Origin of the sequence: Hymenobacter sp. DG25B (genome assembly GCF_000801315.1) — a bacterium.
GTDB lineage: Bacteria > Bacteroidota > Bacteroidia > Cytophagales > Hymenobacteraceae > Hymenobacter.
Map to the genome: position 1 here is coordinate 162,998 of NZ_CP010054.1, position 16,696 is coordinate 179,693.

The 16,696-nt window shown below is 59.0% G+C and carries 15 protein-coding genes; 10 read left to right on the forward strand and 5 right to left on the reverse strand.

Annotated elements, in window-relative coordinates; all coding sequences use genetic code 11:
• Positions 1 to 11 precede the first annotated feature (11 nt).
• The 4 genes from PK28_RS00760 (at position 12) to PK28_RS00775 (ending at position 4,228) form a co-directional block, all read left to right on the forward strand.
• Entirely contained in the window at positions 12 to 740 is a 729-nt protein-coding gene (locus tag PK28_RS00760; protein ID WP_044510437.1) for a L,D-transpeptidase family protein, read from the forward strand.
• Between the two features lie 146 nt (positions 741 to 886).
• A complete protein-coding gene (locus PK28_RS00765) occupies positions 887 to 1,717 on the forward strand; it encodes a WG repeat-containing protein (RefSeq protein ID WP_044510439.1) in 831 nt (276 codons plus the stop codon).
• A gap of 122 nt (positions 1,718 to 1,839) precedes the next feature.
• Positions 1,840 to 2,565, forward strand: coding sequence for a TonB family protein (locus PK28_RS18730; RefSeq protein WP_197070444.1), 726 nt, complete (start codon positions 1,840 to 1,842; stop codon positions 2,563 to 2,565).
• Between the two features lie 106 nt (positions 2,566 to 2,671).
• On the forward strand, positions 2,672 to 4,228 hold the full coding sequence (locus tag PK28_RS00775; protein ID WP_044510441.1) for a hydroxymethylglutaryl-CoA reductase: 1,557 nt from the start codon (positions 2,672 to 2,674) through the stop codon (positions 4,226 to 4,228).
• A gap of 209 nt (positions 4,229 to 4,437) precedes the next feature.
• Here the strand turns inward: PK28_RS00775 and PK28_RS00780 are convergent, their stop codons facing one another.
• The 3 genes from PK28_RS00780 to PK28_RS00790 form a co-directional block, all read right to left on the reverse strand.
• Positions 4,438 to 4,965, reverse strand: a complete 528-nt coding sequence (locus tag PK28_RS00780) for a hypothetical protein (protein WP_044510443.1) — start codon at positions 4,963 to 4,965, stop codon at positions 4,438 to 4,440.
• Positions 4,966 to 5,072: 107 nt separating this feature from the next.
• Positions 5,073 to 6,275, reverse strand: coding sequence for a homogentisate 1,2-dioxygenase (locus PK28_RS00785; RefSeq protein WP_044510445.1), 1,203 nt, complete (start codon positions 6,273 to 6,275; stop codon positions 5,073 to 5,075).
• A gap of 148 nt (positions 6,276 to 6,423) precedes the next feature.
• The gene (locus PK28_RS00790) at positions 6,424 to 8,112 is read right to left on the reverse strand and encodes a S41 family peptidase (RefSeq protein WP_044510448.1); all 1,689 of its coding nucleotides are present in this window, start codon (positions 8,110 to 8,112) and stop codon (positions 6,424 to 6,426) included.
• A gap of 360 nt (positions 8,113 to 8,472) precedes the next feature.
• On the opposite strand from PK28_RS00790, the gene ruvX reads away from it, so the two are divergent.
• The 3 genes from ruvX to PK28_RS00805 all read left to right on the forward strand — a co-directional run bounded on the left by ruvX (position 8,473) and on the right by PK28_RS00805 (position 10,615).
• A complete protein-coding gene (gene ruvX / locus PK28_RS00795) occupies positions 8,473 to 8,883 on the forward strand; it encodes a Holliday junction resolvase RuvX (RefSeq protein ID WP_044510452.1) in 411 nt (136 codons plus the stop codon).
• Positions 8,880 to 9,479: a peptide deformylase gene (def, locus tag PK28_RS00800; protein ID WP_044510454.1), complete on the forward strand. Its 600-nt coding sequence runs from the start codon at positions 8,880 to 8,882 to the stop codon at positions 9,477 to 9,479. The genes ruvX and def overlap by 4 nt, the downstream gene beginning before the upstream one ends.
• Before the next feature lie 164 nt (positions 9,480 to 9,643).
• Positions 9,644 to 10,615 carry a zinc dependent phospholipase C family protein gene (locus PK28_RS00805; RefSeq protein WP_044510456.1) on the forward strand — a complete coding sequence of 324 codons (972 nt, stop codon included), beginning with the start codon at positions 9,644 to 9,646 and terminating at the stop codon, positions 10,613 to 10,615.
• A gap of 47 nt (positions 10,616 to 10,662) precedes the next feature.
• Here PK28_RS00805 and PK28_RS00810 read toward each other — a convergent pair whose 3' ends face one another.
• Positions 10,663 to 11,625, reverse strand: a complete 963-nt coding sequence (locus PK28_RS00810; RefSeq protein ID WP_048825384.1) for an ion channel — start codon at positions 11,623 to 11,625, stop codon at positions 10,663 to 10,665.
• 83 nt (positions 11,626 to 11,708) lie between these two features.
• Between PK28_RS00810 and PK28_RS00815 the strand changes: the two genes are divergently transcribed.
• The 3 genes from PK28_RS00815 (at position 11,709) to PK28_RS00825 (ending at position 14,528) form a co-directional block, all read left to right on the forward strand.
• Positions 11,709 to 12,080: a DMT family protein gene (locus PK28_RS00815; protein ID WP_044510458.1), complete on the forward strand. Its 372-nt coding sequence runs from the start codon at positions 11,709 to 11,711 to the stop codon at positions 12,078 to 12,080.
• A gap of 112 nt (positions 12,081 to 12,192) precedes the next feature.
• Entirely contained in the window at positions 12,193 to 13,218 is a 1,026-nt protein-coding gene (locus tag PK28_RS00820) for a patatin-like phospholipase family protein (RefSeq protein WP_044510460.1), read from the forward strand.
• Entirely contained in the window at positions 13,215 to 14,528 is a 1,314-nt protein-coding gene (locus PK28_RS00825; protein WP_197070445.1) for a BamA/TamA family outer membrane protein, read from the forward strand. Before PK28_RS00820 ends, PK28_RS00825 begins: the two co-directional genes overlap by 4 nt.
• 29 nt (positions 14,529 to 14,557) lie before the next feature.
• Here PK28_RS00825 and pulA read toward each other — a convergent pair whose 3' ends face one another.
• Positions 14,558 to 16,567 carry a type I pullulanase gene (gene pulA / locus PK28_RS00830; RefSeq protein ID WP_044510465.1) on the reverse strand — a complete coding sequence of 670 codons (2,010 nt, stop codon included), beginning with the start codon at positions 16,565 to 16,567 and terminating at the stop codon, positions 14,558 to 14,560.
• Positions 16,568 to 16,696 lie beyond the last annotated feature (129 nt).

A 16,696-nucleotide genomic window follows, 5' to 3' on the forward strand; every position in this document is an offset into this window, starting at 1 on the left:
CCTGGTTCTGTATGCCCGCCCTGCTCCTGCTGGTGCTGCTTGCGCTGTCTGGCCTGTTCCTCGGCAATTCTTTCTTTCGAACCGAGCAGCAGACCTTTCCCCGGGTGCGGGCCGCCTACGCCAACCGGTGGCCCGGCTTGCAGGCAGAGCTGCGCCGCCGGCGCCTGAATCCTACTGAGCTGGAAGTGTATGTGCGCGTGTTTAAAATAGGCAAACGGGTAGAGGTATGGGCCCGCAACCAGGGTCCGGAGCCGTTCCAGCTTTTCCGCCAATACGCGCTGGCGGGCACTTCCGGCACACTGGGCCCTAAGCGCCGTGCCGGCGACGGCCAGGTGCCCGAAGGCTGCTACCGTATCAACCGCTTCAATCCCAACAGCCTTTACCACCTTTCCCTGGGGCTGGATTACCCAAACGCCGCCGACCTGGCCCTCCATGAGCCAACACCCGGCGGCGACATTTTCATCCATGGCTCCAATGTGACGGTGGGCTGCCTGCCCATTACGAATGCCTGCGTAGAAGAGCTTTACGTGCGGGCGGTAGAGGCGCGCGCGGCCGGCCAGCAGGATATTCCGGTGCACATCTTCCCCTTTGCCCTTAACACCACCGACCTGGATGCCCGCTGGGCCAGCCCACATTATGCGTTCTGGAAAACCCTGGCCCCTTTCTATACTTATTTCGAGCAGCATCACCAGTTGCCCCCCGTCCTCATCGACGCCGCCGGCAGCTACCGGCTGAGGTAAACCACGCCCGTTTCAGGAGCTGTAGCGGCACGTGCAGTCGCCTTTTGCACCAAGCTATCCGGCTCCAGTACAATCCACCGGGCTGCTTTATGAAGAGACACGTAGTAAAATAGTGCTAAAAGGAACCCCGGCTTTCTGCTGGTGGTTTGGCTGCACATACTATCTTTGTGATTCTGATCAACTTCCGGTTTCTGCGTGGTATGAAGAATTGGGTCCTCTGCTTCTTCCTGGGTATTGTAACCATGGCCTTTACTCCTGCCGGAGAATGGGTGGGCGGAGAGCTGATACCCTACCGCCAGGGCGAAAAATGGGGCTACGCCGACCGGAACCGGCGTTTGGTACTACCTTTGCGCTACGATGAGGCCGGCCCGTTTGTAGATGAGCTGGCCTGGGTGCGCGTAGCGGGTCTTTATGGCTATATTGATGGTAGCGGCTATGCCGTTACGCCCACGCACTTCACCAAAGCGTCCAATTTCACGCGGGGCCGCGCTACCGTAGAGCTGCACGGCGAAACCTTTGAGATTGATGTGGCCGGCAAACGCCTGCCCGCTTCCGAAACGCCTGCCCCGGAGGTAGAATACCTTTCGCTGGGCGATATTGTGCGGAAAGCCGGTAAGTTGGGCTTCCGCTTTACGGTGGGCAGCGCTACGGTCCCCACCATCTACGACGAGATACTGGAAGATTACCGGGGCCTGTTATTTGTGCGGCAGGGCCAGCAGTGGGGCGCTATCAACCGCAAAGGCAAGGTAGTACTGCCGGTTAGCTACGAGTCGATTAAAGCCACTGCTGCCAACGACTATATCTTTCCCATTGTGCAGCAGGCGGGCTTATTAGGCTATCTGGACGCGGATGGGCACCTGCTGGTAAAGCCCAAATACAGCGCCGCCGAGCCATTTGTGGGCGGCGTGGCCCGGGTAGAAACTCCGGATGGCCGCGTAGGCTATATTGACACCAACGGTAAGGAGTATTTCGAATAGCCGGCTTGTTTTGGCCGCTTGTTACGTGCCCTGTCCTTGGAAACCAATATATTCCAGGGGCAGGGCATTCTGCTGCTATATTTATTATTCTGCTATGTATGCTGGACTTACCTATTCTGAATGTGCGCCTTAAAACCTGCCACGAAAACTGGCAGCAGATGACTTCAACGGAAAAGGGGCATCATTGCCGCAAGTGCAACCGGGTAGTGCTGGACTTTACCCAGGCCCGGCAGGCCGAGTTGGAAACGGCCTTGCGGATGGCAACCAATAGTAGAGTATGTGGGCGATTCGACGCCTCTCAACTGGCACCTCTGCCACGCCTGCGGCCCAAGCTCAGGCAATTTCTGGTGGCCTTGGTGCTGATATATGCCATGGGCTTGTCAGCTGGGGAAGCTATAGCGCAGGTAAAATATGCTCCGCCAAACAACAAGGCTGCTACCAATCCCCTTTCAGCTCCGTTTGCTGATTCACAGCAGCCGGACGCCACGCATCCTCCAATGGTATTAGGAATTTATGTTGAGCAGATGCCCTCGTTTATCGGCGGCACCGCGCAGCTGCAAAAATTTATCCAGGAAAACCGGCGCTGGCCTGTCGAGGCTGGGAATATAGAAGGCCGCGTGTTCGTGCTATTCACCATTGATGCCCAGGGCAAAATCATCAACCCCCGAATAGCTAAGAGCTTACATCCGGCACTGGATAGGGAAGCATTGCGCCTGGTTGGCTTACTGGAGGGGCAGTTCGTGCCGGGGCGGCAGGCGGGCCAGCCGGTACCCGTAAATTTCACGCTTCCCATCAACTTCAGTCAGGAGACTGTGGCCACTCCTAAGACAAAGCGTAAGCATAACTGATTACCCAGTCAGCGGCTTCCTACTTACTTAGAAAATGCCGGCCCTTTCTCCCAAAAAATTCGCACTTTAAACGCCGAATCTTCCTACTCAGGCTCATTTTTCGGCTATGCTCTTTACTCCCAGTCCCATGCTGCTGAAGCTGCTGTACACCCGCGGCAGCCTGCATAACACACCTACCGGCGTGGCTTTCAGCATCAAAAACCGGCTTGACACGGTGCATCTCACCGGCATCGACCACGTGCAGATTGGCGACACAAAAGTGCTGCCGGAGCAGATTACGCTGGATCTGGGCAATGGCAATCTTTGCCCCGCCAAGGGTTTAGGCCCTGATGGTCTGAGCATTGAGTTTCCAGTGGGGCATTCTATGGAATTTCTGCTGGAAACTGCCCCCCTGCCCGAGGGAATGCACGCCGTGCAGGTGCAGTTTTCCGCCGACCCTTTTGGACCGCTGCAAGTGGAAGTGGAAGACGCCATCATCAACCAGCCCGATAACCGTACCCGCATTCCGCGCCAGAGCGACGATGACTATTCCGACGCCGCCATTCAGGCCCGGCAGCGCTTTGCCGAGGAATTCACCGGGGAAGAGTTTAAGCACCTGAAGCACTACTCCTTTGATGCCCATGACCTGCAGGGCAACTGCGAGCATTTCACGGGCGTGGCCCAGATTCCAGTGGGCCTGGCCGGGCCCCTGCGCGTGAACGGCGAGCATGCCCAGGGCGACTTCCTGATTCCCCTGGCCACCACCGAGGGCACCCTGGTAGCCAGCTATAACCGCGGCATTCAACTCCTGAATCTGTGCGGCGGCGCCAAATGTACCGTCATCGGCGACGCTATGCAGCGGGCGCCGGTGTTTGTGTTTGATGATGCCCGCGGCGCCCGGGACTTTGGCCGCTGGGTAGAGGAAAACATCGACCAGATTCGGCCCGAAGCCGAAAGCACCTCCCGCGTGGCCAAGCTGCAGTACATTGATACGTACCTCTCCAACAAGTTTGCCTTCCTGCGCTTCAACTTCAGCACCGGCGACGCGGCGGGCCAGAACATGGTGGGCCGGGCCACCTTTGCCGCCTGCTCCTGGATTCTGGACCACTACAAAGGCGCCCCCATCCGGCACTTCTACCTGGAATCGAACTTCGCCACCGACAAAAAAGCGTCCCAGATTAACGTGATGCGCACCCGCGGCAAGCGCGTAGTGGCTGAGTGCGTGATTAAGCGCGACATTCTGCAGCAGCGCATGCGCGTAACCCCCGAGCAGCTGGCCTACCACGGCCAGGTAAGCAACGTGGGCGCCTTTCTCTCTGGTGCCAACAATAACGGCGCGCACTCTGCCAATGGCATTACGGCCATGTTTATTGCCACCGGGCAGGACGTGGCCAACGTGTCAGAATCCTCGGCGGGCATTCTGTATTCGGAGGTAACGCCCGAGGGAGATTTATATATCAGCATCACCATTCCTTCCCTGATTGTGGCTACCCACGGCGGCGGCACGGGGCTGGCCACCCAGAACGAGTGCCTGCGCATGCTGGGCTGCGTGGGGCGCGGCACCGTGAACAAGTTTGCCGAAATAGTAGCCGGCGTAGTGCTGGCCGGCGAGCTAAGCCTGGGTGCCGCCATATCATCTTCTGATTGGGTAAGCAGCCACGAGCAATACGGCCGGAATAGGTAGAGAGAAGAGCTGAGTGTTGACTGGGGCGTGTCATTGCGAGCCAAGCGAAGCAATCCGTCCTCTACAAGCCAGACACTTCCTTTTACCAGAAAGCCCTTGACGTACCACACGTCAAGGGCTTTCTGTTTTATTTGGGATTAGCACATTTAAAAGGGCGGATTGCTTCGCTTGGCTCGCAATGACACGCCCCAGTCAACACTCAACCTTTCTTACAGCGGGTCGGCCGTTACTTTAAAGCGGGAGTCAGAGCGCACCGTAATATCCTGGGAAATGGGCTTCTGAATCTCGGCTTTGGTGGTCAGGGTATAGCTTTCGGCTTTGATATAGTTATCCAGCTTGGCACCGGAGGAAACTAGCTGAATGGACTTTACGCCGGTAGGCACCTGGTCCAGGGAAGCCAGCTTGATTTCGGGCAGGTCCTTGGCGCTGATGGAAATTTCGATGCGCTTCAGGAAGTCGAAGTTCTGGGAGTTGGGGTCGGTGATGGTGAGGGTGAGCTTATCCAGACTCACGTTCTTCACCAGATCAGCCTGGGTTTTGTTGTTTTTGAAGGTTTCTTCCGATTTGGTAGTGACCGAAACGGGCGAGAGCGGCACAAACTGGCCCAGCGGAAAGGCGCTGGAAATCTGAATATTCTGCGAGTCTTCAATATAGAAGGTCAGCAGCTGGTCTACTTTCTTACAAGCTACGGTGGCCAAGAGCAGAACGAGGGGGGCGAAAAGCAGGATTTTTTTCATGAAGCATAAGTAAAAGACAACCGCCCATACGGAAACCATATGGGCGGTGGTTGGCCAAAAGGGCCGGTTCCGGGCATTTTCTTAGCAGAAATCAGACCAACCTTGGCTTAGTCCATCATATCGGCGGCGCGGGGCGCTTCGTGCACAAAATCGGGATTCCAGCTCATGGGGTATTTCTCGTCCAGGTACTGCAGAGCGGTTTCCGTGAGGTACAGCGGGCGGAACGTGTCCACCATTACGGCCAGCTCATGGGTTTCTTTCTTGCCGAGGCTGGCCTCCACGGTGCCCGGGTGCGGGCCATGCGGCAGGCCGCTGGGGTGCACCGTAAACGAGGCCAGATCTACCCCCTTGCGCGACATGAAGTTGCCGGCCACGTAGTACAGCACCTCATCGGAGTCCACGTTGGAGTGGTTGTAGGGCGCGGGAATGCTCAGGGGATGGTAGTCGAACAAGCGCGGCACAAACGAGCAGATGACAAAATTGTGCGCCTCAAACGTCTGGTGCACGGGTGGCGGCTGGTGAATGCGGCCGGTTATCGGCTCAAAATCATGAATACTGAAAGCGTAGGGGAAGAAAAATCCGTCCCAGCCCACCACATCAAACGGGGAGTGCGCATACGTCAGCTGATGCAGGAAACCTTCTTTCTTCACCTGCACCAGGTAGTTGCCGGGCTCTTTTTCCAGCACCAGCTCCGTGGGCGGGCGCATATCCCGCTCGCAGTACGGTGAGTGCTCCAGTAGCTGCCCAAAGTGGTTGCGGTAGCGGCGGCAGGTTTCCACGGGGCTGAACGACTCAATAATAAGCAGCCGCACCGGGCCTTCGTCAAAATGAAACTGATGGATAATAGTGCGCGGAATTACCACGTAGTCGCCGGGGCTGAAGGAGACTTTGCCCAGCTGGCTCCACAGTTCCCCGCTGCCTTCGTGCACAAAAACCACTTCATCAGCCAGGGCATTTTTGTAATAATACTGCATGCGCCGCTCCGTGGGGTTGCAGATGCTCATCATCACATCGGCGTTGCCAATCAGCATTTGGCGGGCCTGCAGGTAGTCGCCGCCGGTGGTGGTCTGGCTGAGCGTGCGCAGGTGACTGGGCTGCAGGGCGCGGTCTTTCAGCAGTTGGGGTGAGTACGGCACCGGCTCGCCCACGGCCTTAATCTGGGTGGGCGGGTGGATGTGGTACAGCAGCGAGGACACGCCGCTGAAGCCCAGGGTTCCTACCAGCTGCTCGTGGTAGAGCGTGCCGTCGGGCTGGCGGAACTGCGTGTGGCGCTTATGCGGAATCTGACCAAGACGGTGATAATAAGCCATGGGGAGATGGGTGGGTAAGGGTGGAAACCGGAGCGGTAAGGTACAAAAAATGCCTCGGGCCGCGCCCGGCCCAACTCTGCTAAAAAGAATACGGACCCGCCGGGCCGATGCCCGACGAGTCCGTCAGAAACGCCAGCAGAGCCGGCCGTTATTCCATTGATATTCCCTGCGCCAGCAGAGCGCGGCCGTCTTCCACGGCGTGCAGGGCCTGCTGAAACTCCGCATCCTGCTCATTCAGCACCGTGTAGAAGGCCGTTTTACCGTAGGCGCTCCGGGCTATGTGCGCCTTAATCTGGCAACGCAGCAGGGCAGAGGAGTTCCGCAGGGCATCTTCATCCACGGCTACGCCTTCCTTCCGGGCCCGTTCGGCCAGGGCGCGCAGCTGAATATCACTAACGCGGAAGGTGGCATTAAATTGCTCGAAGCGCAGGTCGTCCAGCTCAGCTTTGTGCCCCTGGTAGAAGTTGAGGGCGTATTCGCGAATCAGATTCAGCCCCTGCAGCCGGCTGTAATAGCCGGAGAAAACAGTAGTGTCGCGGGGTACAAAAACATCGGGCATGATGCCCCCGCCCCCGTACACCCGCCGCCCCCGACCAGTGCGGTAGCGCAGGGAGTCGGAGAAATGAATGCTGTCGGCGTGCAGGAACTCGCCCCGCCGCTGCCGCTCGCGCAGGTCCTGGGCATAGGCGGCCGTGCCGTGGGCGTAGGATTTTTGAATGCAGCGGCCCGAGGGTGTGTAGTAGCGGGCAATGGTGAGACGCAACTCGGAGCCATCGTTCAGGGCAATGGGTTGCTGCACCAGGCCTTTGCCAAAAGTGCGGCGGCCTACCAACAGGGCGCGGTCGTGGTCCTGCAGGGCACCGGCTACCACTTCAGCGGCCGAGGCGCTGCCTTCATCAATGAGCACTACCAGCGGGCCCTGCTCAAACTCGCCGGCAATGCGGGAATACGTTTGGGTGTCGTACTGGTCGCCTTTGCCATCGGTGTACACAATTTTGCGGGTGCCGGCAATAAACTCATCGGCCAGCTTAGTGGCGCGGTCCAGGTAGCCGCCGGGGTTGCCGCGCAAATCCAGCACCAGGCGCTCCATGCCCTGGCGGCGCAGGTCGTCGAGGGCCTGCTTAAACTCATCGTAAGTACCGCTGGCAAAGCGGCTTACCTTAATGTAACCGGTTTGGTTATCTACCAGATACGCCACATCCACGGAAGTATTCGGAATACGGTTGCGCACAATGCTGAACGACAACGGCCGCACCTGGGCGCGGCGCTGCACCTGCAGCTGCACGGCACTGCCGCGCGGCCCGCGCAGGCGTTCAAACATCTGCTCCATGGTAATGTGGCGGCCGGCAACGGGCTGGTTGTTCACCGCCAGGATCCGGTCGCCGGGCTGGAGGCCAGCCTGCTCGGCGGGGCCGCCGCTGAGCGGTGCTACCACCGTAACGGTGTCCCGAAACACGTTAAATTCTACGCCAATACCGTCGTAGTCGCTCTGCAGAAAGGCGGCGGTTTTGGCCTGGTCCCGGGCCGGAATAAAGGTAGTGTGTGGATCCAGGCGCTCCAGCATGCGGGCAATGGCGTAGTCAGACAGCGCCTCCACATCCACGGAGTCTACATAGTCACGGTCTACATAGCTCAGGATTTCCTTGAACTTGAGGTAGCCGCGTACCGTTCCTTCGGGGTTTTGCTGCGAGGGCTGAAACCGATTGGCGCCCAGCAGAATACCGCAGCCCAACGCCAGGCTCAGCAGCGCTGGCTGCCGCCACCGCTGCCAGCCCGAACGTCCCGCAGATACCGGCGCTGCGGCGCGTACATAGTCAGGAGTAGAGGTTTTAGCCATGCGGTACCAGAGAACTCAAAAGCGGTATTTACCAAATCTAGTAAAACATTTCCGCGAAATTGTATCTGCGGAAGACTATTGAATTATTTTACCCCCATGATCCAAGTAATTATTTAATTAACTTAAATAATCCAGCCTTTTTACCTGATATTCCCAGCTATTCAACCGGTTACCGGGCCTCAGCTCGTTACCTAATGAGCGGGCGGGGTATAATTATGGAAAGAAATCCAGTAGGCCTATATCTTTACGAAGCACCGCAACGGGTCTGGCAATTAGGTGGAACGGGTTGCGGCCGGCGTCGTATCTTTGTGCGTTGGCTTCGGTTTGAAGCCCTTGTGTTGCCAGCTAATTTCACCGTCCATGGGCCGCATTCTTGCTATTGACTACGGCAACAAGCGCGTGGGGCTGGCCGTTACGGACCCGCTGCAAATGATTGCTACCCCGCTGGAGACGGTGCACAGCAAGGATTTGCTGACTTACCTCAAAGCCTACCATCAGCGGGAGCCGCTCTCGGCCCTGGTGATTGGCATGCCCCGCACGCTGCTCAACGAAGCCACCGATGCCACCAGCGCCGTAGTAGGCATGGTGCGCAGCCTGCGCCGGGAATTTCCGCAGGTGCCGGTACATGAGATAGACGAGCGGTTTACCTCCCGCATGGCCCACGCGGCTATGCTGGCGGGCGGCCTCTCCAAAAAAGACCGGCGCGACAAAGCCACCGTGGACCGCGTCAGCGCCACCATTATTCTGCAATCCTTTCTTGAATCCCGATGATTTATCCCATCGTTGCTTTCGGCGACCCGGTTTTAAAAGCCCGCGCCAAAGACATACCCGCTGATTTCTCCGCTGAAGAGCTTAAAAAGCTCATTGGTGATATGTACGACACCATGTACTACGCGCACGGCGTAGGCCTGGCCGCCCCGCAAATTGGCAAAAGCATCCGCCTGTTCGTCATCGATTCTGCCCCCATGGTAGATGATGAGGACGAGGAAACCGGCGAGCCAGCGCCCAACGCCGAGCAGGGCATTAAGCGGGCTTTCATCAATCCCGTGATGGTAAGCGAAACCGGCGAGGAGTGGGGCTTTGAGGAAGGCTGCCTGAGCATTCCCGGCGTACGCGAAATGGTGTATCGCCACGAAACCATTGTGCTGCGCTACGAGGACGAAAACCGCCAGCTGCACGAGGAAACCTTCTCCGGCATGACGGCCCGCGTGATTCAGCACGAGTACGACCATCTGGAAGGCGTGCTGTTCACAGACTACGTAACCGGCCTGAAAAAGCAGCTGTTGCGTGGCAAGCTGGCCCGTATCAGCAAGGGCGACGTGAATGCCGACTACCGCATGAAATTCGCGGGCCAGGGCCGGCGCTAGGCCGCAACAATACCGCCAGAGTCCCGGTTGCTTAATAGAACTATTCTATGAGCGGCCGGGGCTTTAATGATAAAAGGGCACATAAATAAGCTACCCGCCGGTTGGCGTTTGTCCAAGCCAAAAAGGCGGAGTACCTTTCTTGTCCTTTTGCCTGTCTTTCTTGTATGAAGCGTGTATTTGTTGCCCTTGTCGGCATCGTGTTGGTGCTGCTGCCCCACCACCCCCGGGCCTGGGGCTTTTTTGGGCACCGCACCATCAACCGCCTGGCGGTTTACACGCTGCCGCCCGGCATGATTGGCTTTTACAAAGCCAACATCGACTACCTGACGGAAAACGCCACCCGCCCCGACTCCCGCCGCACCGTAGTGGCCGGCGAGGCCCCGCGCCACTTTATTGACCTGGATGTGTACGGCGACAGCGCCGCCTACAAAATGCCGCGCAACTACACCGATGCTGTGGCCCGCTACGGTGAGGACACCCTGCAACGGCACGGCATTGTGCCCTGGCACGTCATCGTGATGAAAAACCGCCTCACGGAAGCCTTCCGCCAGCGCGACGCCGACCGGATTCTGGCCGTTTCGGCCGATATGGGTCATTACGTGGCCGATGCCTGCGTGCCCCTGCATACCACCCACAACTACAACGGCCAGCTCACGGGCCAGCGCGGCATTCATGGCTTGTGGGAAAGTCGCCTGCCGGAGCTGCTGGCCAGCGGCTACGATTTTTTCACCGGTCCGGCGCCCTATATCGAGCGGCCGGTGCCCACTATCTGGGGTATTGTTACCCGCTCCAACGCGGCCGTAGACTCTGTGCTGCGGTTTGAGCGGGAAGTAACCACCAAATTCCCGGAGGACAAGAAGTACACCTTTGAGCAGCGCGGCAACCAGACCGTGCGCGCTTACTCCCGCGAGTTCAGCCGCGAATACCACCAGCGCCTGAACGGGCAGGTGGAACGGCAAATGCGCCTGGCCGTGCGCATGGTGGGCGCCTTCTGGTACACCTGCTGGGTAGATGCCGGCCAGCCCGACCTGAGCAAGCTTACCGTGGCTTCGGAAACGGAGAAGAAGCGCCTGGCCCGGGAAAGCGAGGAGTTGCAGGTAGCACCCCAAGCCAACGCCCCGGGCCACACGGATTGATCTTCAATCAGGAGTAATAACCTATAGCGGTATTGCTACAGCGGTTATTACTCCTGGCTGATGGCTTCCGTTTCGTGGAGGCGGTCCAGGTCCAGCACTACCATCCCATCTTCTTCAATGTCATAAGCCCGCACATAGCGGCGGTTCCACTCCAGCTCATCAAAGCGGTAGGAATTGCGCGCGTGCACATCCTGCGCAAAGGTGTCATCATAGCCTCTGAGCAGAATAAGGATTTCGGCGTTTCGGCTGGCTAAATCGGCGGCCGCGAGGTTATGCAGAGGGCTTTCAGGCGTAATGTCGTGGACTACGGTCCAGTTCAGCGGAAAGAAATAGACGGAGTCCCGCTCCAGCGTCAAGTTTTGATAGGTGCGGTTGCCAGCGGCATCGGTAAACTGCAGCAGGACCTGCGCCCGCAGATCAACCAGGGTGCTGCGGTGGCGGTTGGCCACCCGAAACTGCAGGTTGGGTGTGCCATTGGCCCGGCGCGAAATAAGGGCCGTACGGCTAAATAAAATACCTGCCCGGGGCCGTGAGAACCGTCCATAGAGCAGACCAGTAGCCAGGGCCGCCATTAGCAGGCCAGTCATGGCCTCGGCGCTGGCCAGCAAGCCCGTACCGATGCTGTTGGGGGAAACATTCCCATAACCAACCGTAGTGAAGGTTTGTATGCTGAAAAAGAAGGCTTGCAGGAACGGCGGAATATGCAACAACTCGGACGTGCCGTTCAGGTGTTGGAGGCCCAACCACAGGTAGCCACCCGCAAACAGCACGTTTACCAGCGTAAGGGTGCTCAGCAACAGGAGTAGAAACGGCCCCCAGGCCATGGTAATCAACTCCTGATACAGATCGTGCACGTGGCTGCTGCTGCTGCGGCGGCGCACGTTGAAGCTCCCATCGTGGTTGATGGCCCGCCGGGTGGGCCGGCCAAAATTGACGCCAATGCCCGGATCAAGTGGGCTGGGCGGCGAGGCGGCCGGCCGGGAAGCAGAAGAGTGGGATGAAAATGCCATGTCTTGAGCAAGTTACTTACTCCCAGCCAAGCTTGTTTCTGACCACAAACCCAGCTTTGCCTGATATTTTATAACTCGTTTCCATGAAAGCCCTTTTTACGCTGCTGCTGCTCTCCGTTTCCAACCTGTTCATGACCTTTGCCTGGTACGGACACCTGCAGTTTAAAAAGCTGCCGTGGTTCAGCAAACTGGGGTTACTGGGCGTGATACTGGTGAGCTGGGGGCTGGCTTTCTTTGAGTATATGTTTCAGGTGCCGGCCAACCGCATCGGCTTTGAAGAGAATGGCGGGCCCTTCAATCTGTTTCAGCTGAAAGTGATTCAGGAGGTGATTTCCCTCACGGTGTTTACGCTGTGCGCTGTGTATGTTTTTCGGACTGATAAGCTGGGCTGGAACCACGTAGTGGGCTTTCTGTTGCTGATTGCGGCCGTGTATGTCATATTCCGGAAGTGGTAGCAGGCAGAGGCCTCGCCTTAAAATCAGCGTAAAGCTATATTTCCACAACTCCCCACTCCCACCTGCGTAGGAAACGCGCCCCTTGCCGGGGCACTCGGTACACCGTTCAACTATGCGAAAAAATTACTTCTGGCTGGGGCTGCTCCTGTGGTTGCTCAGCACACTGCCCGTAGATGCCCAAAAGGTAGGCCTGGTTTTGAGTGGCGGCGGCGCCAAGGGGCTGGCCCATGTAGGCGTACTGAAAGTGCTGGAGAAAAACCGCATTCCCATCGATTACATTGTAGGCACCAGCATGGGCGCCATTGTAGGCGCGCTATATTCGGCTGGCTACTCGCCGGCGGAAATTGAGAAGATTGTGCTCAGCCAGGAATTTCAGGACTGGGTAGCGGGCCGGCCGCTCACAGGTAAGGTGTATAACTATTTTGAAACCGATTCTGACCCGGCAGCGCTGCACCTAGGCCTGTCCATCGACCGGAAGTTTAAAACCCGCGTTACGCCCCGCCTCATTAATGATGCCACGCTGAACTACCAGCTGGCCACCATGCTGGCCCCGGCCGGCGCCATTTCCGACTACGACTTCAACAAGCTGCTGGTGCCTTACCGGGCCGTGGCCTCCGAGGTATTTACGCGGCAGCGCGTGGTGCAGCGCAGCGGCTCCCTGGCCGATGCCGTGCGCAATTCCATGGCCTTTCCGCTGGCCTTCCGGCCCATTCGCCAGCCCGATGGCCGCTACCTGTTTGATGGGGCCGTGGTGGATAACTTCCCCACCAGCGTCATGACGGACGAGTTCAAGCCCGATATCATGATTGGGGTGAACGTGGGCGACGTGGCGTTTAGCAAGTACCCCAAGGGAAAGGACGACCAACTGCTCACTAGCACCCTCCTGTTCCTGGGCTCGAATGTGGCCGACACGCTATCCGTGGGGAAAAATGGCATTTTCATTCAGCCTGATCTGGAAGGCTACGGCGCCGGCGACTTCAACCGGGCCAAGAAGCTGGTGAACCTGGGCGAAACGGCCGCCCAGGCCAAGCTGGCCCTGATGCTGCGCCGCATTCCGCGCCGCGAGGATACGCTGGCTTTGCAGCAGCGCCGCCGTGCCTTCCAGGACCGCGCCCCCCCCCCGATTTTAAGCAGGTGAATGTGCAGGGCCTGCCCAAGGAGCAGCAGGCCTTTGTACGGCGGTTCTTCCGGCGCACTGGCACCAACTACACCCCCTCGGATATAGAAGAAGGCTACTTCACGCTGGTGGATAACGACTTCTTTTCCAATGTGTACCCGCGGGTGATGTACGATAAGGAGAAGAAAGGCTACGTGCTGACGGTGGATGCGCGGCAGAACAACAACCTCACCGCCGACCTGGGCGTGCTGCTTTCCACCCGCTCCATGAGCAACTTTTACCTGGGCGGCTCTTTCCGCTACCTCAACCGCTTCCTCTACACGGCATCGGTCAACGCTACCGTGGGGCGGTTTTACAACGGCGCGCACGGCGCTTTCCGGGTGAGTCTGCCGGGCCGGTTTCCGGTGTATGTGCAGCCACAAGTTACCTTCAATAACTTCAACTACCAGGATACCGGCGGCCTGCTGGGCACTAACACCGAAACCACCCAGATTCAGCAGCGGGACCTGGCCACCACCGTGCAGATTGGCCTCAGCCCCAACTACCGCAGCCGCTACATTATTACGGGCGGCGCCTTCACCACCCGCGACCGGTTTGCCAATACCGATGAGCTGAGCTCCAATGCCACGCTGGATGTCAGCCGCATCAGTGGGGTGACGGCCGCCGTAAAGTTTGAGCGCAACTCCCAGAACCGCCGCCAGTATGCTACCCTGGGCCGCCGGGTAGAGTTTGGCTTCCGGGCCGTGAAAGCCATTGAAACCTATATTCCGGGCAGTACCGCCGCCCCCGATATGGAAGGCCGGGACAAAAACCACCAGTGGCTGCGGGCCAACGCCTTCATTGAGCAGTTTTTCACCCTGAACAAGGCCGATACCGTGGGGGTGCGCACCAGCGCCTGGGGCTTCACTACCGACCTGGTAGCCAGTACCCAGGGCCGCTTTGCCACTTACCGCTCCTCACTTACGGCCTCTCCCGCCTTCCTGCCCCTCCCCGACTCCCGCACGCTGTTCCTGGACCGCTACCGGGGTACGGCCTACGCCGCCGGGGGCCTGCACTTTGTGCAGGGCGTGGCCGGGCCGCTGGAGTGGCGCACCTCCGTGTATGCCCACGTGCTGGTACGCCCCTGGGGCCGCGACCCGGAAAACTCCCTGCTGGCTAAACGCCAGAACACCATTTCCCGCCCCTATTTCACGGCCATGACGGGCTTTACCTACCAAACGCCCGTCGGTCCGGCCTCGCTGCAATTCATCACTTACGATGAAAAGAACCACCGCTTTGGGGTATTTGCCCACATCGGCTACGTGCTGTTCCGGGACCGGGCCCTGGATTAGCAGAGTGGAAATAAAGCCGGCACTTTCGGCTAGGGCTGTACCAAAATCATAGCCGAGGAAGCCGGCACTTCCACCTTCATTTCGGCGGCGGTTGATTCCAGCTTGCTGATTCCCTGTGGATTGATCTGGTCACCGGCCAGCACTACGGAGTAGCGGCCGCCGGGCAACGGCAGGTTGGCCGGTTGGCGGCTGCCGTTAAACAGCACCACAATGGTATTCCACTCGTCGCCGCCGGCGTGGTGCAGCAGGCGGTAGCCGATGGTGGTGGCGGGCAGGCCGGGCAGGAATTCCAGATGCTGCTGAATGAGCTCCTGAGTAGGCAGGCGGAAGGCGGGGTGTGCTTTGCGCAGGGCAATCAGCTGCTGATAAAACCGGAAAACTTCCTGGTATTTTGCCTTGCGGGCCCAGTCCAGCTGGTTCACGTTATCGGGCAGGTTATAGGAGTTGTGCGAGCCGCCTTTGGTGCGCAGAAACTCATCCCCCACGGGCAGAAACGGTACGCCTTGTGAGGTAAATACAATGGTGTTACTGAGCAGGTCCATGCGAATCAGCTCGGCTTCGGAGGCGCCGGGGTTGGCTACCGTGAGCTTATCCCAGAGCACCCGGTCGTCGTGGCAGGCTACGTAGTTGATGGCCTGCGCGGGCGTGGTGGCCCAGGGGGTTTTAGAGTAGTTTACCTTACTATAGTCGAGCTGTGGGTGCTGGGTAGCGGCCACAATGCCAAACTTCACGCTTTCTTCCAGGCCGGGCTGGCCGCTGGCAAAGCCGGGCTCGGTCTGGCGGGCATAATGGCCCTTCACCCCGTCGCGCAGCTCGTCGCCGAAGGCAGCTATGCGGTCCATTTTTAGCACGTTGGCTTTCACGGCCCGCTGAGCTTCCGGCAGCGGGCTGGCGCCGGCCGTCCAGCCTTCGCCATACACAAAGATGGAGTGGTCGGTTTCGTCCAAAGCCGTGCGCACGGCCCGCATGGTCCGGATATCGAGAATACCCATCAGATCAAACCGGAAGCCATCTACGTGATATTCCCGCGCCCAATACGCAACGGACTCTACAATTAGCTTGCGCACCATGGGCCGCTCGGAGGCCACTTCATTGCCGCAGGCCGCGGCGTCAGATAGAGAGCCATCGGCGTTATGGCGGTAGTAATAGCCGGGCACCAGCTGCTCAAAGGAGCTGCGGGCGGCATTGGCGGTGTGGTTATATACCACATCCAGCACCAGGCGCAGGCCGCGGCGGTGCAAGCGCTGCACCATCTGTTTCATTTCCAGGATGCGCACGGCCGGGTCGGCGGGGTCGGTGGCATAGGAGCCCTCGGGCACGGAGTAATTCAGCGGATCATAGCCCCAGTTGTAGCGGTTTTCCTGCAGCTGGCTTTCATCAATGGAGGCATAGTCGTTGGTGGGCAGCAGGTGCACGTGGGTAATGCCCAGCTCGGAGAGGTGGTCGAGGCCGGTTTTCACGCCCTCGGGGCCCCGGGTGCCAATTTCAGCTACCCCCAGAAACTTGCCCTTGTGCTGAATGCCCGACTGGGGCTGCATGGACAGGTCGCGCACGTGCAGCTCGCCAATAATAATATCGGTGGCCTGCCGAAGCTTGGGGCGCACATCATCTTCCCACTCCAGGGGGCGCACGGTGGCGGGGTCCAGCAGGGCGCCGCGCTGCCCGTTCAGGCCCACGGCGTGCACGTAGGGGTCGGGCGTTTCGGCCATCTGCCGGCCTTTAATGGTGGCCTGCACCACGTAGAAACGGCCGGCGGGCTGCGCCGGCAGGGCATACACCCAAGTACCACCCATGGACTTCTGCATGGCGTACTCGGCTACCGGGGTGCCACCGGTGCCCTCGGCATAGAGTTTCAGCTGCAGCTTCTCGGCCGTTGGCGCCCACACCCGCAGCCGGGCGTGGCCCTGCACAAAGGTCAGGCCCAGGTCGGGCCCGGAGTAGGTGGGGTAGGCTTCGTAGGTATCGGTGGGCAGCGCGGTGCGGCAGGTGGTGAGCGTGGTGAGCGAAGCGAACAGCGTCACGAGAAGCCAGGATTTCATAGGCGGATATTTGCGGTTAAGTTCGGAGTTTCCGGCTGCTATTCCGCCAGACCGGGGCCGGCTTTCTGCCCGGCAGCCGCTACCGCCACCGGATTATCTGGTTCCGCGCCGCTATTCGTTTGGGCATGG